The 21,706-nt window shown below is 40.7% G+C and carries 11 protein-coding genes; all 11 read left to right on the forward strand.

All coding sequences use genetic code 11. The features are described from left to right. Nucleotides 1-37: 37 nt before the first annotated feature. The 11 genes from D3P12_RS09705 (at nt 38) to D3P12_RS09755 (ending at nt 21,692) form a co-directional block, all read left to right on the forward strand. On the forward strand, nt 38-3,049 hold the full coding sequence (locus D3P12_RS09705) for a SusC/RagA family TonB-linked outer membrane protein (protein ID WP_118195015.1): 3,012 nt from the start codon (nt 38-40) through the stop codon (nt 3,047-3,049). A gap of 12 nt (nt 3,050-3,061) precedes the next feature. Next, on the forward strand, nt 3,062-4,690 hold the full coding sequence (locus D3P12_RS09710; protein ID WP_205941088.1) for a RagB/SusD family nutrient uptake outer membrane protein: 1,629 nt from the start codon (nt 3,062-3,064) through the stop codon (nt 4,688-4,690). 154 nt (nt 4,691-4,844) lie between these two features. Further along, nucleotides 4,845-7,301, forward strand: coding sequence for a glutaminase family protein (locus D3P12_RS09715; RefSeq protein ID WP_118195018.1), 2,457 nt, complete (start codon nt 4,845-4,847; stop codon nt 7,299-7,301). 481 nt (nt 7,302-7,782) lie between these two features. After that, nucleotides 7,783-10,749, forward strand: a complete 2,967-nt coding sequence (locus tag D3P12_RS09720) for a SusC/RagA family TonB-linked outer membrane protein (protein WP_245977424.1) — start codon at nt 7,783-7,785, stop codon at nt 10,747-10,749. A gap of 23 nt (nt 10,750-10,772) precedes the next feature. Beyond that, the gene (locus D3P12_RS09725) at nt 10,773-12,284 is read left to right on the forward strand and encodes a RagB/SusD family nutrient uptake outer membrane protein (protein WP_118195021.1); all 1,512 of its coding nucleotides are present in this window, start codon (nt 10,773-10,775) and stop codon (nt 12,282-12,284) included. A gap of 10 nt (nt 12,285-12,294) precedes the next feature. After that, a complete protein-coding gene (locus tag D3P12_RS09730) occupies nt 12,295-13,395 on the forward strand; it encodes a discoidin domain-containing protein (RefSeq protein ID WP_118195022.1) in 1,101 nt (366 codons plus the stop codon). A 16-nt stretch (nt 13,396-13,411) separates the two neighbouring features. After that, nucleotides 13,412-14,530: a DUF5007 domain-containing protein gene (locus D3P12_RS09735; protein WP_118197060.1), complete on the forward strand. Its 1,119-nt coding sequence runs from the start codon at nt 13,412-13,414 to the stop codon at nt 14,528-14,530. Between the two features lie 19 nt (nt 14,531-14,549). Beyond that, a complete protein-coding gene (locus tag D3P12_RS09740; RefSeq protein WP_245977425.1) occupies nt 14,550-17,684 on the forward strand; it encodes a SusC/RagA family TonB-linked outer membrane protein in 3,135 nt (1,044 codons plus the stop codon). A gap of 11 nt (nt 17,685-17,695) precedes the next feature. After that, entirely contained in the window at nt 17,696-19,261 is a 1,566-nt protein-coding gene (locus D3P12_RS09745) for a RagB/SusD family nutrient uptake outer membrane protein (protein WP_118195024.1), read from the forward strand. Nucleotides 19,262-19,283: 22 nt separating this feature from the next. Then, nucleotides 19,284-20,015: a fasciclin domain-containing protein gene (locus D3P12_RS09750; protein ID WP_157970310.1), complete on the forward strand. Its 732-nt coding sequence runs from the start codon at nt 19,284-19,286 to the stop codon at nt 20,013-20,015. A 51-nt stretch (nt 20,016-20,066) separates the two neighbouring features. Then, nucleotides 20,067-21,692, forward strand: coding sequence for a DUF5008 domain-containing protein (locus D3P12_RS09755; RefSeq protein ID WP_118195029.1), 1,626 nt, complete (start codon nt 20,067-20,069; stop codon nt 21,690-21,692). The last annotated feature ends 14 nt before the right edge of the window (nt 21,693-21,706 follow it).

Raw genomic sequence — 21,706 nt, forward strand, 5'->3', positions numbered from 1 at the left:
ATAAAACATGTTTAATTAACCTAAAAAGTAAAGAATTATGTCAAATCAATTACTAATTTTTAGAAGGAGGAAACCATGGGCAGCGAGCATGCTGTTCTCCACGTTTGTACTTCTTTCTACTACAACAGCTTCCCGGGCAAATGAACCGGTTTATGCTGAAGCGGTGCAACAGACTGTTACAGGTGCAGTCACCAGCTCCGATAACGGAGAAACCTTGCCGGGTGTAACCGTGCGCGTGAAAGGTACTGACCGCGGTACCGTTACAAACGCAGAAGGGGTTTATTCCATTCAAGCGAGTGCTGGAGACGTACTCGTTTTCTCTTTTATTGGCTTTACGGAGCAAGAGGTAACAGTCGGCAGTCAAGCCACAATCAATGTAACGATGTCGAACGACAGTCAGGTGATTGATGAGGTGGTGGTTATTGGTTACGGTACACAAAAAAGAAGTGAGGTAACATCTTCGGTAGCCACGGTGAGAGCCGAGGATTTCAACTCAGGAGGTTCGCGTTCACCGATGGATCTGATTCAAGGTAAAGTAGCCGGTCTGAATATTACTCGTCCGAATGGTAATAATCCCAATTCTAGTGCAGCTATTCAGTTGCGTGGAGTGACTTCATTGAAAGGTACAACAAGTCCCTTGATTGTAATTGACGGAATACCAGGTGGTAATTTAGATTTATTGCAACAAGAGGATATCGAGTCGTTTGACGTATTGAAAGATGGTTCTGCAGCTGCGATCTATGGTACACGCGGTAATGCGGGTGTTATATTGATCACGACCAAGAAAGGTAAAGCAGGTGATCCTCGATTTGAGTATTCTACTTATTTCCAACGTGAATTTGTTGATAAAAGACCTGATGTATTAAACGCAGCAGAATGGAGACAGAAAATTTCTGAGGGTGAAATTGATGCCACTCAGGACTTTGGAGCCTCTACAGATCTATTTAATGAACTGATTGACAAAAGCAATTTGAGTCAATATCATACTCTTGCAGCATCAGGTGGTACCGAGAAGACTAACTACCGCGCTTCTATGTTCTTTAATGATGCGAACGGAATTGCTAGACGAAATGGCAGAGAACAGTGGGGTGGTCGTTTGAATGTTAATCAAACAGGTTTGCAAGACCGGTTAACCATGCAAGTGAATCTAGCTGCCAATTTTAATAAAGCAGACTTATTAGGTGGTGGAACTGGTGATTTTGAACAAGCTGCGCAGAGAAATCCCACCGCACCTTTATATAATGAAGACGGTACGTTCTATCAAACACAGGAATATAACAATTACAACCCTTTGTCGCGTTTAGCACATCGTCTAAATGAACGCGATCAATCTACTTTATCCGCCGATGCAAAGTTAACGGTCGATATTATTGACGGTTTATCTGCATCAGCTTTTGGTTCTTATGTACGCAATACTTGGAATGACCGCCAATTTCGTTCAATGCTAGATTGGGATCAACGCGAAGAAACTTCTTATCGTGGTATGGGTTATGCCTATAAATCAAATTTTTTGAACTACTCAAGAACTTTCGAATCAACGATTGATTACAATACTATTTTCAATGATGTTCACTCTTTGTCAGGTGTTTTAGGTTATAGTTACCAATATTCTACGGAAGAAACCTTTAATGTAAGCAATACCGGGTTTACAACAGATGCTTTCCTAGATTGGAATCTCGGTGCAGGAAATGGATTGAATGACACCCAATTGGCTAGACCCGGAATGGGCAGTAATAAGTTCGATAACACTCTGGTTGCTTTCTTCGGTCGTGTAAATTATGCTTATGACAATAAATATTTTGCTCAGGTAATCTTACGTCGTGAAGGTTCATCCCGTTTTGGTGCTAATAATAAATGGGGTAATTTCCCTGCTGCGTCGGTAGGTTGGACAATCTCTCAGGAAGATTTTATGCAGGATATCGAAGAGATTAACAACTTAAAACTAAGGGTTGGTTATGGTGTTACAGGTAATCAGGGTATACCGGATTACCAGTCTTTGGTAACTTTGAGTACCGGAGGTGTTTATCCGCAGGATGGCGTATATTATGAAACCTATGGACCATCAAGAAACCCTAATCCGAACTTGAAATGGGAGCGTAAAGCTGAATGGAACTTTGGTTTGGACTTTGGTTTGTTGCAAAATAGAATTAGCGGATCATTAGATGTTTATAGGAGAGAAACTAGAGACTTACTTTATGAATATGATGCTCAGCAGCCTCCATATGTACGAGACAAGATTTTCGTGAATGTAGGATCGATTGAGAACAAAGGGGTCGAATTATTGCTTTCTGGTATTCCAATTCAAAAAGAAGATTTTCAATGGACGGTGGATTTGACTGCCAACTCACAATTTAATAAACTGACGGAGCTTTCTAATGAGGTGTTTAAGTCCAATTATTTAACATTTTATGGGTTGCCTTCACCAGGTAACTTAGGTCCGGCGATCCGATTAGAAGAAGGAGGAGCAGTAGGAAACTTCTATGGAAAGCGTTTTGCAGGATTTACGGACGATGGCAAATGGTTATTCTATAAAGCTGATGGAACGACTGGTACTGCCAGCGAAATGAATAACGATGATTTAACTATTATAGGAAATGGTGTTCCAAAGTACCAAGCTGCCTTGTCAAACACGTTTCGGTACAAAAATTTCGATTTAACCATATTCTTCCGAGGTAAATTCGGTTTTGATATATTAAATACTAAAGAAATGTACTTTGGAAACAAGGTTTGGTTATCTAATAACGTCTTGAAGTCAGCATTTGAAGAGCATGATCAATTAGATGATGCAGCGCAATATTCTGACTATTATTTAGAAAAAGGTGATTTTGTGAAATTGGATAACCTTACGTTAGGCTACAATTTCGATCTAAATACTCCTTATATTTCAAACCTCCGCGTTTATGTATCGGGAAGAAATATTGCGACTATTACTGGGTATAATGGTATCGATCCTGAACTGCAAGATACTGGTTTTGAAGGTGGTGTCGACGGTCGCGGCTTTTATCCGCGCACTAAATCCTGGACTATCGGCTTAAATGTTGCATTTTAATAATTGGAGATCATGAGAAAATATATAACAAAAATAGGAACATTGTTTATTTCCGGATTATTTGTATTTACCATCAACGGTTGTACAAAACTGGATGAAACAATTTACAGTGAAATTAACTCAAATAATTTCTACAATAATAAAACAGAAGTCATGCAAGCGGCGTTACGACCGTTTACGCATATGAGAGCTTGGATTGCTCCAACCGGACAGAATGGTTATTACTATCATGCGGAATTATCTGCAGATCAATTGGCATGGCCACAAAAAGGGAAACATGGTTATGATGGAGGAGACCATTTTCGTCAGCATTACCATACTTGGACAGATACCGAAAACCGATTAGCCGATGCATGGAAATTACTATGGTCGGGATTAGGCTATACCAATGCGGCATTGATTGATCTTCAGGAAGTGGATTATGCTCCGTTGGGGATATCTGATGCGGAAATGGCCGCAATTCTGGCGGAACTAAAGGTTCTCCGCGCTTTTCATTATATGAAAATAATGGAAATGTGGGGAAATGTACCAATCGTCACATGGATCGGAGATCCACTAAATCCGGAACAATCAACGAAAGCTGAAGTATTTGATTTTATCAAAACAGAATTAGAAGCTAATGTGCCATTATTGCTGAAAAATTCAAACGAGATGATGGGAAGGATATCGCAGACTGCTGGTTATGCGATGTTGGCAGAACTTTACTTAAATGCAGAATACTGGATAGGCACAGCAATGTGGGATGAGTGTATTGCTGCTTGCGATAAAATTATCAGTGGGGAAGCTGGTGGTATTAATGGTGGTCCGACTTTAGCAGACGATCTGAATTTAAATTTCAGTAATGTGAATGTGACGTCTCCAGAAATTCTTTTCCAGTTGGCTTATAGTCAAAAAGCAAATCAATCTTTGGGATGGGGTGGCTTTTTTATGGGTTACGATAACTTGAAAAATGTCTTAAATGTCGATTATGGTGGATGGAATGCTTTTGTTGTGATTCCGAGTGCTTTTGACGCTTATGAGGAAAATGACCTACGTAAAAAAGAGTGGTTCCTTTTCGGCCCCCAATATCTGTACGGGACAAATACGCCAGTACTTGGAACCGAAGAATACAATGGGAAACCTTTTGTCCTAGTAAACAGTATTCGTCGTGAAAGCGAAGGCGATTTGACAAGTGAAGGTAGCATGGCTGAAGGGGAAGAAAATAGTGGTGCTCGTTTCCACAAATACAAAAGTGGAACGATCAACGATCCTAATTACCATGAGAATCACTATGTAATTTATCGCTTAACTGAGATTTATTTCAACAAAGCAGAAGCTATTATGCGCAAAAACGGTGGCAACGCTACGCAGGAAGCGGTTGATTTAATCAATGCGAGCAGAGAGCGTGCTTTCTCGGCAGCTGATTGGCCTTCTGCTAGGTATACAACAGCAACCTTAACGATGGATGAGCTGTTGGCAGAAAGAGGTCGTGAGTTTATCTTCGAAGGAAAAAGAAGAACTGACCTTGTTCGCTTTGGTGAATTTACAAATGGTACTTGGTGGGATCACACGCCGACAGGTGATCCGAATCGTGAACTTTACCCTATTCCATATATACAATTAGGGGCTAACCCGAATTTGACACAAAACCCAGGTTATTAGTATAGGATTATCGTTAACGATAACGAAAAGCCACTCCAATTGGGGTGGCTTTTTTTGTTAATAAAAAATTGATCTAATATTTTGAAATATCGCTAAAACAATTTAGCTTTGGATTGTAACGTAATCGATTACCAAGCCTAAAAAACCATCTGCTATGAAAAGAATATTGATCCTTTTGGTATGTACAGTACTCAGTTCCTTTTCTTTTTCGCAAGAAAGAAAGGCACCGGCGTATCCGCTGATAACACATGACCCTTATTTTAGTATGTGGTCGTTCACCGATAGGCTAACTGATGAATCTATCAGGCATTGGACGGGTAGCGAACACCCGCTGGTTGCTGTAGTTGAAGTGGATGGTACGCTATACCGTTTTATGGGGCAATTGGAGAAAGCTTATAATCAGCTTTTGCCGACGAGCGATAACGGTAATTATGAGGTTCGCTACAGTCTCAGTGAGCCACAAAGCGGCTGGATAGAAGTCGATTTTGACGATCGTAATTGGAAGACGGGATCTGCACCTTTCGGTAATCGAAATGGCCAGGTCAAGACGCCTTGGGATGGACCCGATTTGTGGGTTAGGCGCAGCTTTGATTTAGCAAATAACGACTTGAATGATCTCTTTTTGAAAATCGACCATGATGATAATATCATTGTTTATTTGAACGGAGAAATTATCTACAAGCATAGTGGATGGACTGAAGAGTTCAAATATCATGAGATTCAAGATTCAATAAAGAAGCGACTAAAAAAGGGAAAGAACGTTTTGGCGATGCACATTATTAATACGGCCGGCGGAACGTATCTGGACGCAGGGATTGTTAAAGAAAAAAAGCAAAAGGGGCGAGAGATATTGGTTGCCGAACAAACGGGTTTGGAATTTGAAGCAACGCAAACAAGCTATTCCTTTAAGGCCGGTCCTGTGGATTTAGATCTCACCTTTACAAGTCCGCTGCTATTGGATGATCTCGACTTAATTGCCCGACCTGTTTCTTATGTGACTGCAAGAGTGAATGCATCTGACAATAAGGATCATCGGGTTAAAATCTGGATTGGAGCGTCGAGTACACTCGCTGTTCATACTCCGTCACAAGAAGTTGTAACGGAAAAATACTCAGAGGATGGGCTGCAGCTGATGAAAGCTGGAACTATAGAACAACCATTGCTGAAAAAATCGGGCGACGGTGTGCGAATCGATTGGGGCTATGTATATATTGCTGTGCCAGCATCCCAAAATAGTAAGCAGTTCCTATCTGCCGGTTCTATGCCATTCGGAGGTTTGTCGGAAAACGATACCCAGATCACTGCTGATAAAATGACAGGTAGAAGTCTCATGATGAATACGGTACTCGATTATGGAAAAGTGGGCAAGAGTAGCAAAGAGCAGTATGTGATGTTGGCTTATGATGATCTGTATTCGGTGCAATATTTTGGGGAAAACCTTCAGCCATGGTGGAACAAATCTGGCAATAATACTATCGAAGATGAAATTCAAAAGGCTTCGGATGATTATGTTTCCATTATTTCCAGAGTTCAGGCTTTCGATAAGAAACTTCGTAAGGAAACGACGGAAGTAGGAGGGAATAAATATGCAGAGTTGTGTATCATGGCTTATCGTCAGTCGGTTGCGGCACATAAACTTCTGGAATCACCGCAAGGGGAGCTCCTTTTCATGTCAAAAGAAAATTACAGTAATGGGTCGATCAATACAGTAGATATTACCTATCCATCCTCGCCGTTATATCTGATTTACAATCCCGACTTATTAAAAGGAATGCTAAATGGTATCTTCTATTATAGCGAAAGCGGTAAGTGGAAGAAGCCTTTCCCAGCTCACGACTTAGGTACCTACCCTTTAGCCAACGGACAGACGTATGGTGAAGATATGCCAATTGAGGAAGCAGGAAATATGATTATCTCAACCGCCGCCATCGCTAAAGTAGAGGGCAACGCCGAATATGCAAAGAAACATTGGGATGTGCTGACGACTTGGGCCGAATATCTGGTAAAAGAGGGCTTCGACCCCGCTGATCAGTTGTGTACGGATGATTTTGCCGGACACTTAGCCCGAAATGCAAACCTTTCTATAAAAGCAATCATGGGCATCGGTGCCTATGCGATGATGGCAGATATGTTGGGCGATCAAGAAACTGCCGCCCGTTTCAGAAAAAGCGCGGAAGAAATGGTGCCCAAATGGATGAAATTGGCTGACGATGGAGATCATTATGCTTTGACTTTTGATGGGAAGGGAACCTGGAGCCAGAAATACAACCTGGTCTGGGATGAGCTGTTGGGATTGGATCTGTTTCCAAAAGAAGTGGCCGATAAGGAAATCGCTTTCTATCTGACGAAACAAAACAAATATGGTTTGCCTCTTGATAGCCGTAGAGATTATACCAAATCGGATTGGGTGATATGGACCGCGGTAATGACGGATAACGATCGTGACTTTGAGACGTTGGTAGCACCTATGTATCGTTATGCGGTTGAGACTCCAAGCCGGGTCCCGATTTCCGATTGGCACGATACCAAGAATGCTGAGAAGCAAAACTTTCAAGCGCGTAGTGTGGTGGGTGGATATTTTATGAAACTTTTGGAAAAAAAATTAAAATAAATAATGATCCGATTTCGATCGGGAATAGAGTGTCAAATATAAATCGTGTACGTAAAAACATCACATAAGCGTTACGTTTTTATTAATTTGTCAGCTTGTGTATAGCAGTAAAAAAAGCGATAAAACACAATTAAAAAAAATATAAAATATTTTTAAAATTATTTGCTAAATCGTTTTTATTAACTATATTAGCATTGTTAATAACCTAAAATAATAGTAAACCTAAGGCAACAAAATATATCTTTTTAAGAGACGGTATTTATTAACCCGATTTTATCGAAATATATTTTATGATATTGTAAACAAAAAATTATGAATAGAAACTTCTACTTTCCAACGGTCATCCATGAAGCATTCGGTTTTGTAAAATAAACACCGGTTGCAATAAAATCATGTTTGGTTCTACCTCGTATTTTGAGGTTGACATGTGATTGGTATGTCCTTTTCGAAGATAGAGTTTCCCAGTTATAACTTAATGAGTATGCGTATATTATTAGTGACCGCTTCCCTCTTATTGGCGCTTTGTAGCAATGGTTTTGCAATGGTGCCTACCACGGTGATCAGGCAGGATACCACGCTTCAGGATACATTGAATAATGATACCTTGCTTGTATTGGATAAGAAATATTCACAACTAGATTCCGTTTTCGTTTTAGCTCTAACGCAATCGATTACTCAAAATCCTTCTAAACTTGCAGAGTTCCCGGGTGTAGGTTTGCAACAGTTTCTAAAAGCCAATGCACCAGGTGTGTATATACAGGAATCAACAGGCGAACCGGGCGCGTTACAGCAAATGTATATCCGTGGAACAGCAATGCCACTGTTGACGAAAAGGGATATATATCAGACTCAGCCATTGGTTGTTCTAGATGGGATCCCACTTATTAGTGACGAGCATCCTTTTGCTTTTGATATCCAAAATTACACGTTTAACAGGGTAGGTACAGCCACGAACTTGTTATCTCATATTGATATGAACAATATAGCTCGTGTTGAAGTGCTTAAGGATCTATCGGGCGCTGCGATGTACGGGCCGATGGGTGCTAATGGGGTTATTATATTAACATCAAAGAATGCGGGTAACAAAAAGCGGATTAGCTTTAATTCGTATGTAGGGTTTGCTCAAAGACCATCTGTGACAACAATCAACGGAGAATATGAAAATGATTTTCGTAAGCAGTTTTATGATCGGTATACGAGCAATGGTCGCTACACAGACAATGACGTGTATCCTTTATACCTGAGCGACTCACTGAATAGCTCATATTACGGCCCCTCAAACTGGACTGATAGCTATTATAGAAATGCATTGGTACATAATATCAGTGCAGATATTTCAGGCGGGTCAGATCGGGCAAACTTCCGCTTTTCGGCAGGTAATATGAAGAGTCAGGGGGTAGCTGATGAAACTGCATTAAACCGCTATAGTGTCATGTTTAATATTAATATTAAACCACTCAAATGGTTGTTGTTTTCTGCGATGGTTAATGGTAATAGGCTTGAACGCGACCGGAACAGAAGTATGAGAGATCGATTTTCTCAAATGAATTATATTCCAGATCTAAGCTCACCATTGGCTCCGAATAACGAAGTCTATAAAGGTTATCTGTCTAAATTTGGCGATGGCTTTGACGATAATTTCAATAATACGATTCAAGGACATGGGATACTGACCTTCACGCTAGGTTCTTTTAGTCTAAAGTCGCGGCTTGCAGTTGATTATAATGAAGGTTACCGGGATTTGTTTTATGCACGGACTTTGTTAGAGGATAATAGTTATGCGTCAAATTATTATGGGTTTAATCAGCGGTTGATTTTTGATAACGTTGCCTCCTATAACATTAATTTAAAAGAGAAACACCACGTCAATCTTGAACTGGGACAATCAATTCAGTGGGATTTTTTCAAATATAATAATGCATATGCCTATAAAGGGGTCAATGATTTTATTAAAATAAACTTAATTGAATCAGACCCTAATAATGAAAACTATTTAAATCCTTTAGCTTTCCCTCGGGAATTGGTTTATAAATTCCTGGACAGAACCAGACAGAATATATTTTCCTTTCATGGCCGAGCTGATTATGCTTTTGAAGATAAGTACTCTCTTTCTTTACTCTTGAGAGCTGACGGCTCATCGAATGCCCAACCCACGAGCAGATGGTTTATCTCGCCAGTGCTTTCTCTTGGGTGGAATATCAAAAGCGATCTATTGTCCGACCATCAACAGGTGTCACGTCTTCATTTACGTGCCAGTGTTGGTCGTCTTGGCCGATTAAATGCTTATGATAATTTCTCTCAGGGGCCGCAGTATACTGCTGATATTGGATTCACGGGGAACTTGACGATGGCGGGGTACAACGGTTTCGCCATCCTGTCTCGTCCTTACACCTTCGGTTGGGTGGGATATGGAATTCCTTGGGCATATACAGAACAGCTTAATTTGGGTGTTGATTTTGGTTTTCGCAATGATCGGTTCCGTGGTAGTTTGGATGTGTATACTAAGCATGATAAAAATCAATTGTTGGGCATGCCATCTTACGCTGAATATGGCTACAGCCAAGCGTATGAGGTAGGAATGAATGTTAGGAATGTTGGTGCTGAATTGTTGTTCAGCGCCGATGTGTTGAAGTCTGACGGTAAGTCTCTAGGCTGGACATCTACTCTAAATTTTGGTTTTAATGAGAATCGGCTGACAGCGCTACCTGGTGGTGCTGATCAAATCATCATTGGAGATCGGCTTTTGCGAGTAGGGGAACCTATAGATAAATTTTGGTTATTAGAAAATGAAGGTATCTATATGTCAGACGCCGAAGTTCCTGTTATCGAGGGACAGGCGCTCGCTTTTAACGGTATTCAGCTACGTGGCGGGGATCCACGATGGAGGGATGTTGATGGTAATCATGCTATCAACTATAAAGATAAGACTCTTCAAGGCAATATTATGCCGAGAATAGCTGGTGGTTTTCTAAATGAATTTTCTTATAAAAAGATTTCATTAGGATTAAATTTCTACTATAATTTAGGTCGTTATCTAATTAATGAAGACGTTGCGAACCGGTTTAACTTCATCAATCGCGAGGGTACAACTGAAATTTCATCTGTTAAGGAAATTACGTTCTGGGAAAAACGGGGAGATTATACAAAGTATCCGATTTACAATCCTTGGAGCCCGGTTATCGCCTATCGTTCAGACCAAGATCTATTTCTGGAAGATGCTTCGTTCCTAAAATTAAGGACAGTATCTGTCAGCTATGATGTAACGGAAATATTTGCGAAGCGGATGAAGTTTGACCGCGTATACCTTTATGCTTCGGCACACAACCTTTTTACCCTTACTTCTTATTCTGGTCAGGATCCTGAGTTAGTGGATTACACGGGTTATGATTCTGGATATGGGATGCCAATTCCCAGAACCTATACTTTGGGGGTAAAGGTTAATCTTTAGTTTAATCGAAAGAGTTCATAGATATGAAAGAGAAACACATAATTGCCATTTTATTATTCTGCATCGCTATTAGTGTAGGCTGTAAAAAAGTGTTGGATGTCGACTCGACAAGAACGGTGGCGGAGAAAAACATGTGGAATCAGATGGAGGATACACGTGCAGGTTTAATGGCCATTTACGGGCATGCCCGATCGGCAATGGCCGATCATAATGCCCATTGGCTTTATGGGGACGTTCGAGCTGGTGAGTTTACTAGTCCGGTGCGACAAGACCTGCGTGCTATTATTAATAACGAACTGAATGCTTCTTATCCGTCAATTGAAGCGCTCTCTAATTGGAGAAGATGGTTTGCCGTTGTAAATTCAGCGAACCTTTTCCTTGAGCGTGTCCAAGATGTGAAAGACAGGGATCCGCGATATACGGAGAACAACATGACTGTGGATGTTGCACAAGCACGTTTCATGCGGGCATTTGCCTATTTCTGCCTGGTGCGTATTTGGGGTGATGTACCTTTTGTTATCACATCTCATGATGGCAGCTTTGAAGATAAACCTCGTGAAGACCAACGTAAGATATTAGCTTGGGCTGAACAGGAGATGTTTGATGCAGCACAGGATCTCCCGTATAAGTACAGTGCAGGTGATATTCAGCAACCGGGTAACTATTATAATGAGAATGAGACTAGATGGATGGGGGCTCTTGCGCGAAAACTGAGCGCGTACGCAGTACTTTCGCATATTGCGGCATGGCAGGGGAATTATACAGACGTTGCAACCTATACTAAGTTTGTCTTGGATAACTATGGAAAAGGATCGAATGGATACATCACGACCGAACACTTAACCGCAGCGAACGGCTTTTTCCATCTAAAGCGACACAATCATTTGTTGGGCTTCAATTTCGACTGGGGGCATTTGGATGGCTCTTTTACCGGTCATATAGAAGAGTTAACCTTAGCACAACCGGTTGTCAACAAGACTCTTCCCGATATTTATTTATCGAAAGACTCTATTCTATCCATATTTAATGAATCGTTCGATGAACGCTTCAACCTAGATACCTTAGGTAGGCCGGGTACCGAAAGGTACTTTACCAACTTTAACGGTAAGTATCCAATTTTTAGCAAGATAAAGGTGATTATGGGAGGGAGCTCCGATCCGAACTTTCGGATTTTCTCAAGTGCCATTGTCTTTACTCGCTTGGAGGATATTACACTGTTGCGTGCTGAAGCTTTAGCAGTACTTGGTGAAACGCAGGGGGCAATAGAAAATTTGAACGTCATCCGCGAACTACGAAACCTGAAACCCTATGATGAGATTGTTAATGGCGATTTAATCGATGAGATTTTTAATGAAAGGCAGAGGGAACTTATGGGTGAGGGGCATCGATGGTATGATTTGATTCGATATAATAAAATCAGGAAGACAGATCCCAATTTTACAAAACTAATTGAAGAAGGTGGTATTTACTGGCCGATATCGGAGTCGATTATTCAACAAAATTCGCTAATCGAGCAAAATCCATATTGGAACTAATTGTAATAAGATGAAAAGAACGAATCTATATTTTTTAATCGTCAGCATTTTGATCGGTATCTCTTCCTGTTCAAAGGACAAGGGGTATTATAACCCGCCGATACTGAATAAAGATTTCCAAGGGAGTATTTATGATTATTTGAAGAGCAAACCCGGTGTCTATGATTCATTGTTGATAGCGGTAGATAGATTGGGTTTGGAGTCTACGTTAAGAGATAGCAATGTAACATTATTTGCACTTACAAATCCGAGTTTTCAATTGGCGGTCACCAATTTAAATAACCTTTACGCTCTTTCTGAAAAACCATTAGAGTATATCAGGACGGTGGATTACGATCAGTTGGATACGATGGTGACTCAATATATCATTAAGGGAAGTTATCCGGCAGACAGCCTTCGCCATCAAGATGGTTTGGCTCTTCAAGGGGTGAAATATAAATATCCGATGCATGCGAAGGTTATCAAATCTACTTCTTCCGGTTATATTGAAGGTGGGCCAGAGTTGATCCAATTGAGTGATACGAAAAGAAGTCAGTTTACACGCGACTGGATTGGTACCTCAACTGCGTCTATTAATATTCAAACTGGAAATGGAGTTGTCCATGTGATTAGTCCAGATCACGTTTTTGGTTTCGAAGACTTCATCACGCGTCTGACATTCAATCCGCCACCGCCTAACCTATTTAAACTCTATGGAGGCACCTATACGGTGTCACGGGAAAGTGGGGGCGGCCCCAATGGCGTAGAGGGATCTATGAATTCGATTGACGGGAACCCGGAGACTAAATTCTTGGTGGGATGGAATCCAAGTAATGTCACGTTAACCTTTGAGTTGTCGGAAGCAGTTATCGCTGGTGCTTATACCATTACTTCTGCAAATGACGCTCCAGATAGAGACCCTGCAGACTGGAATTTACAGGGCTCTGTAGATGGCGAAACGTGGATTGCTTTGGATAGCAAGAGTAATCAGTCATTTGAAGAACGTTTCCAGCAAAAGGTTTTCTTCTTCCCTAATACGATTGCTTATAAGTTCTACAGACTGAACATTACGAGAAATAATGGAAGTGATGGGATGCAGTTTGCTGACTGGACTGTGAATTTTAGAAAATAGCTGAATGTTTAATGTTATGTATAGATTAAATAGAAATATAAAACAAAAGTTGAGTTCGCTTTTTAAACTCACTTTTTTGATTGCTATGTGCTTATTGCTTTTCTCTGGATGCAAAAAACTTTATAACCTCCCGGATGAGAAGGAATACTTGAGCGGAAAAATCGACTATAGTAATAAAATTATAGAGCCAGTAATAGGTAGATGGAACTTGCATGGTGGGATCAACATCGATAATTCAAGTTTGCCATTAAAATTTGAGATAGTCAACGCTCGTTATGGCGACGGGCGACCCGTAACAGACATTTTCCAAGTAAGGCCTACTTATGTATGGATAGCCGCATATGATGGACTTGAAACGAGCCTCGAAGAGATTGAGGCTAAGCGAAAAATAGAAGATCATCCCATTTTCGAAGTTAGAGAATCTGGAGAATTCATCCTGTGGCCATCGGCTACCAATGAACTGCTTGAGCCGCGTCCTTCAGATAGCAGTAACCTGGCACAAGACACTCGTTTTTTTGACTTGAAGATAAGTAATACGGGTGGCGAGATCATTTTGAAAGATTTTCAGTTGAGACCTTGGCGGGAGCGAGAATACTATCCTGATAATGATATAAATCACTATACAGGTGAAGTTCGACGCGATCCGAGAGACCCTTTTAATCCGAATAGGCGTGATTATATCAGACCGTGGTTAGATAATGTCATAGGTGCAAACACACTAAAGTCACTCGTTAGCAACGATGATAAAAAAGATGCCGTTGTTTACATACGTCGTTTTGAAGGGGGGAACGGACATAACCTTCGCTTTAAGGTATTGGATACAGATAGTGTACCAATGAACCCAGCATTATTCAATGAAACTAAGTGGGAGGAAATGGTTCATGGGTTTAATATGGAGATTACGGACGAATATGTCCAGTATGATGTGGCTTATCCAATTCCTTTGGTGTCTGCATTGAATACAAAATACGCTAGCGGTGGAAATGCTCATGCTAATATTCGCTATTCACGGAGAGGGTTTGGAGGCGATTTGACAACGGGCGCTTTTGGTGTGGATTTTCGGATTTACCGTCCGGGCGACTGGGAAATTGTATTCCATTTTAAGAACGATAACCCAAAGTTTGAGGATGAATAATTATCATTTAAAGTTTTCTATGATGAAAAGATACCTAGTTATCATAATGTTATTGCTAGCCATCGACCCGATAGGGATCCTTGCGCAAGAAAGAGTCACGGTGTCAGGGGTGGTTACAGATGAATCTAACTTAAGTATTCCCGGCGCGACAATATTGTCAGGTAACCCACTAAAGAGTATATCAAGTACAAATAATAATGGAGAGTTTAGGGTATCTGTAGAAGATAATGCAACCTTGGTGTTTCGCTTTATTGGTTTTATTGAAAAAAGAGTGACCCTTAAACGTGGACAGACAACATTGACCGTTCGTATGGCCGAAGATGTTAACGAAATGGAAGCGGTGGTTGTTAGAGGGTATGTTACACGTTCTAAAGAATTAAGCACCGGATCTTCTTATAGTATTAGTGGAGATAGAGTGCAGGACGTCCCTGTTGCGAATATCGAGCAATTATTGCAAGGTAAAGTACCGGGGCTGAATATTCAGGTTAATACGGGAGCACCGGGTTTTAGAGGATCGACATCAATACGGGGCTTATCTTCATTGTCGATTACAGGGCAAGGGAGTTCTTCTTTTTTACAACCAACATCACCTTTATATGTGATTGACGGAGTGCCTATGGACGCAGATCAAGCCTCTGAATTTGGGTTCCAACAACAGGGACCAGGTGTTAGTCCGGTTTCGATGATCCCTCAGGAGGATATTGAAAGCATTGAGATTTTAAAGGATGCACAAGCTACGTCGTTATATGGATCTAGAGCAGCTTATGGAGTAATCATTATTACTACCAAACGTGGAAATTCAGAAGTGCCAAGAATTCGCTACACACAGAACACATTTATGCAAAGACCTCCTAAGCTGCGTGAAACACTAGGTGGGAATTTAGAGAGACGCTTGAAAATCAAGCAAATTCTGGAAAATGCACTAACAGATGAGGAAATCCGTAGAATATCGAGTACTCCGTTCCTTTCAGACAGTTTAAATGCCTTTTTTAATAATTCAACGAATTGGCAGGATGTTTTTTACCGCACCACTTATAATCAAACACATAACCTAGCTATTGATGGTGGGGATCCGAAGTTTAATTACAAAGCCAACCTGAATTACTATTCTGAGAAAGGCGTGATCCGGAATACCGGTTTCGATAGGTATAATCTGACGATGCGGATGGAATATCAACCGAACGAAAAATTTAAAATTGTAGGATCAGTCTTCGGAGGTATAGGTAAGCAGAATAAAGGTGAAGGGGTAGGTCTGTTTCAAACCGGTGTTGCTAATAATGGTATGGCTTCCACTTTGTTACCCGGTCCTTCCTTCTTTCAGTCGTCAGGTGGGGTGGTTGCGGCTTTGGAAACAGATAATCAGAACAGTGCAAGGGACATTCGAACCAATGTGGAGGCAAGTTATATGTTTATTCCAGGGTTGCGAGCTTCAACAAACCTAAGTTATGACTTTAATTCAGATACGGAAGACACCTTTACTCCGGCTGCGGCAAATGGTCAATTCGCCAAGGTGTATTCGTTCAATGGGCGGAATGACCGTCTATACAATCGGAGTGCAATCACCTATGCGAAAACCTTTAATGAAGATCATAATTTATTCATCAACACTTTTAATGAGGTGTATATCGAAAGCAGGCAACATTCGATGACGCGGCAAGAAAGAACGCCTAACGATCAATTTCAGGGTCCTTTGGGTTTTGACGCCTATTATTCGCGTGGCGGGGGTATTCATCAAAACTTTAGAGATTTTCGTTCTGCGTCTTATGCTGCTGCAGCTTCTTACGATTACAAAAAGAAATACGTGGTCGACTTGTCCTATCGCCTAGACGGAACCTCGGGTAGCGGTATTGATAATCCTTATTCAAAAAACCCAGCGGTTGGATTGAGGTGGAATTTTCACCATGAAAAATTTCTAGAGAAGTTCGATTGGTTGGATTATGGAGCTTTTCGTTTAAGTTGGGGAATGAATATTAATCCCAATTCATCATTGGTGGATATTTATGGACAGTATAATATAAACGGGAGATATAATGGTGGACAAGGTATCGGGATTGATTTTAACTTGATTCCTAACCCGACCCTGAAGCCAACAACCACTACCCAGTATAATTTTGGTTTTGATATCGGACTCTTTAATGGATTGGCTAATCTGAACTATGATACCTATTACAAAAGTGTCGAAAATATGATAATCGATCGCTACTTGTCGAATGTTTCAGGGTTCAATGTGCTGAAGAGTAACGACGCGAGTATTGTAAACTACGGACATGAATTGGCGTTGACATTCAATCCTATCCGACAAGGTGATTTCACTTGGCAATTGTCTTTTAATGGAGCCATTAATAACGACGTTTTGACCAAACTGCCCGATGAATATAATGGACAGATGATCCGGTGGGACGGTGACCAAAATTATTTACAACATACTGTCTTTAGGGTTGGAACCAACACGCTTTCCAATTTTTTACGGATTAACGAAGGGGTTTATTCTACTGACGCAGATGTGCCGGTTGACCCTGTGACAGGTTTACCCTATTTAACGGGAGGCAGATTTTTTGAAGCCGGAGATCCCATTTTTAAAGACTTAAATGGTGATTACGTTTTAGATAGCAGAGATTATCAAATAACAGGTAATTCCCAGCCTAAATTTGTCGGAGGTATCGCGACGAATGTAGGATACAAAAATTTTAGGTTGGATGTATACATGTCCTATACTGCAAAACGTACCATTTTAAATAATGCTTTAGCGGATCGGTTGAAGTTAATGCGTGACCCTTTTGGTGATCGTGCTGTCGTGCCATTGGATGACTTGGACATGTGGATGGCACCCGGAGACGTTGCCAAATATCCTTATGCCTATGATTTTACACGGTTCGATAATATTCAACCTTTTAGGGCGGATCAAACTTTATGGCAAGAGGATGGCAGTTACTTAAAGCTGAATAGTGTTACGTTAAGTTACATGTTTGATAAGAGGTTGGCGCGCCTGGTGGGACTGAATAGTATTCGGGTACACTTATCGGCAGAGAACCTTCATACCTTTTCGAGGTATACCGGGCCAAATCCTGAAAACGTAACGAGTATGGGAAGAGATGCTTCTGGTGGCTACCCCGTGCCACGTAAATATAATATTGGTTTAAATATTGAATTTTAATAGGTCGATCGATGAAAAAGAAGAGATTAATAACAGTTATTTTCCTCATGACAATGATAGGCGTGAGCTTGTCGGCATGTAGTGACTTTCTGAATGTAGTACCTAAGGACAGGCTCACCGGAAATAATTTTTATAAAGATAAAAATGACGTCGAAGCTAATTTGGTAAGCATTTATAGTAAGTTTTTTGAGAAAATAAATCAAACGCATGTTATAGGATCGATTGGAGAGTATCGCTCGGGAGAAGTCATGGCATCAGAACAACACTTCCGCTATAATCAGGAAGGCCGGATGGTGGAGGCGTTAGGAAGGAATGATCTGTTGGACGCCATTAACAACGGCGCTTGGCGTGATCATTACCATCTGTGGGATATTACAAACTGGACTGGATACTTCCAAGTTATTCAGGGTACGAATATTCTGATTGAAAAGCTGGAAGAAGGTATCCCCAATCTTACTGATGCTGAAACACGACGCTATATTGCCGAAGCTACCTTTATTCGCTGTTTTACTTATTTCTGGATGGTGAGGCTATATGGTGATGTACCTTATTATACGAATGCATATCAATCTGATCCACTTGGACGAGAACCGATGGTTGAGGTCATTAACAAGTGTATTGAAGATATGAAAAGCCGGATGAACGATCTGCCGTGGACTTATACAGACCCTTCTTTAAAGGGCGCAAGAGGGAGTCGGGGAAGTGCAGTTGCGTTGCTGATGCATATGAACATGTGGAATGCGGGATTCGATGGAGGTAATCGTACGCAACATTATACTGAAACTGCAGAATTGGGGCAGGCATTAATCAATAGTCAGGCATATCGTCTTTTACCCTTGGAGCAATGGGAATTGGTAGTAAAAGGAAAATCAGACGAAAGCTTATTTGAATTTTTTAGGAGCATTAATTACGGTGACAATGTTAATCTCATTGCTCCAGTTGCCAACAATTTTCTGCGGTGGCCGTATAAGAACCCGAGATATGATCATCAAGTAAGCTTAACATATTATACGACTGAGTATATGACCAAGATATTTCCGGAGAACGATGCAGACCAGCGTAAAGAAACAATCGATAACAATGGTTGGTTTGGCGATGTCTATGGAGGCGGTGTTTATTCAGGAGATGGGGAGTTTTTACTAGCAAAATTTGCACACAATATTCCCGACGCAGGTAATGAAAATATCAATCCTGATAATACATTTCTAATATTTAGATATTCTGATGCAATTCTTTTACGTGCGGAAGCATTAGCAGAGCTAGGACGAGATCAGGAAGCTAGTGAGATGGTTAACATGGTTCGAAATCGTGCAAAAGCAACACCTTATAGTGGACCGGGAGGAGATCATCTGAAAGATTACATCTATTTGGAACGTTGTCGAGAGCTTATCGGAGAAGGCCATCGTTATTTTGATTTGATTAGAACGGGGCGAATCATGAACAGTCAATGGGCAAGAAGAACATTAAATAGAGACCAGTACAATAGGCGTGCATGGACTTGGCCGATTGATCGTTCAGCTCTAAACAACAACCCAAAGATGACATTGAATGAGTACTGGGAAACAATTGGAAATTAAAAGAGGCTTCATTAGGAATATTATGAAAACATTAATGATACATAAATTTAGAAATCGCGTGTGGAAGCTAGTATTGATGCTTATGGTATTGTCTGCTTGCACAAAAGATGATTATTATGTAGAGGGCGGTGTAGCAAATGGTAGGTTTGATGGGTCAGTTTTGCAGTATCTGGAGTCAAAGCCTGTCGAGTTTGATTCTGTTGTTCAGATTGTCAAATTAGCCGGCCTGGATGATTATCTGACAACTGATGAATTGACTTTTTTTGCTCCAAGAGATGAAAATATCAAAGAGTTGATTGGTGCGCTCGATCGGGGTGGTTTAAATAGACGATTATATAACGAGGGTAAAGATACGGTTAAAGTATTAAGTGACGTCGATTCGTTAATATGGAGAAAGTATCTACAACGCCACATGTTCAGGGGAAAGAACAAATTGATGGATTATCCGCAAATTGATTTCGGACAACAAACCATATACCCTGGACAAACCTACTATTCCTATAATAATTCTGTTAGTAATATTGGTGTGGTGTACAACGATGCCGGAGGTGTTAAGTATATGGGTTATAGACAGCTGCATATCTCATACATTCCAGATATATCCCGGCCAACGGCTGGTTGGCGGACGGTAAGAGTAGCCTCATCCGATATTGAGGCTGATAATGGAATTGTGCATGTACTGGATGTCAATGGTGGTGAGCTTGGTTTTGATCGAGGGGAAATCGAGAATGAAATTGCGGAAAGTAAACGATGATTGTATCAAGTCAACCTTCTTTAGTTTTTTAATAATAAGCGAATCTAAATTATGAGAATCAGTATTATAAGGATAGTTGCAATATTGGCATTGACTGCCATGCTTTTTCCAGCATGCACAAAAGAAGTTCAACACTTTGATGAACCGTATGGTGAAGGCAAAAGTCCGTTGGGTATAAAAATTAATACGACGCAAGTTCCAGTTCCAGAGAGAGGACTGCCAGGAATTGAAGTTACGATTAAGGCTACGGGATTGCTTGAATACAAAGATGAATTGATATTTCGGTTCAATGGAGAAGAGGCTATCGTAAAAAATGTTACAGATGATGAAATTACGGCAATTGTGCCAGACTATGCCAGTTCTGGGGTAACTTCAATATCGGTTGGTGACCAAGTTATATTTGGACCCATTTTTAAGGTAGATGGCTTGCTATCGGTAGATCCAACATTTCGAGCTGTTAATGGTTCAAATGGTGCGATCCATTATAGATATGAAACGGAGGATGGGAAAGTCTTTTTTGTTGGAGGTTTCACTGATTATGATAATAAAGCAATCATTCGTCCTATAAACCGGATTGTGCGAACTTTCAAAGATGGTACCTACGACGCCAGTTTGAGGGCTGGCAGAGGGGCGAATGGCCATCTTAATCGGATTTTACCCTTTCAGGGAAAATACTTGATTGCGGGGTTCTTTAATGGTTATGATCAACGTACTGAGAATATTAGTAGTTTAACTATGCTGAATAGTAACGGAAGTATTGATACAATGGGTATTAATACATTCAGAAGGCCTGACCAGACCGATACCATTAAATATTTCCCAAGATTTAATGGTGGGGTAAATGGAGGTATTGGGCAACTTTATGAACATCAAGGTAAAATCTTGATTGCGGGTGACTTTAGATATTATATAAGCCGCCAATATGATAAGCCTAATAAATATGAGACGAGAGACTCCGTGATTTTAGATAGTACAGAGATTAGACAAATCGCACGCCTGAACCAAGACGCTACTTTAGATAAGACCTATCGGTTTGATGCATCTACCAATACGGGTTTGCCGGGGGGAAATGGTCGGATCAATACTTTACTTCATACTGAGGGTGTTCATAAGGATAAACTACTGGTTTATGGCGAATTCACCACATTTGACAATACCACTGCAGGGCGAATTACCAGGTTGACGGCCGACGGGAGTATCGATCCGACATTTAATGTAGGTGGAACTGGTGCAGATTACCGAATTAATAATGTCACGTATAATCCATTAACCAATAAATATTTAATAGTCGGAAATTTTAAATCCTACAACGGGAAAGCAGTCGCATGGCTTGCGTTACTGAATGACGATGGGACATTAGATGAAACCTTTAAAGCGGGGCAAGTTGAAGGTGGAGGAATTAATGAGGCGAAACAACTAAGTACCGGACTCATAGTCGCGTCAGGTAATTTCAAAACCTATGAGGGGGTCGCCAGAAATGGTTTTATGATTTTGGATAGTACAGGAAAATTGGCTCCCGGATATAATTCTACTGGTGAATTTAATGGATGGCTAGCAGATGTTATCGAAATGGAAACAGAAGACAGGCGTAAAGCTCTTTTGCTAATCGGTGGGTTTAACCGCTTTGATGGTGAACCAGTAAATAATATACTGCGTTTGGTGATTAATGAACAATAGCATTGTAAATAAAT

The sequence above is a fragment of the Pedobacter indicus genome (genome assembly GCF_003449035.1).
Taxonomy (GTDB): Bacteria; Bacteroidota; Bacteroidia; order Sphingobacteriales; family Sphingobacteriaceae; genus Albibacterium; species Albibacterium indicum.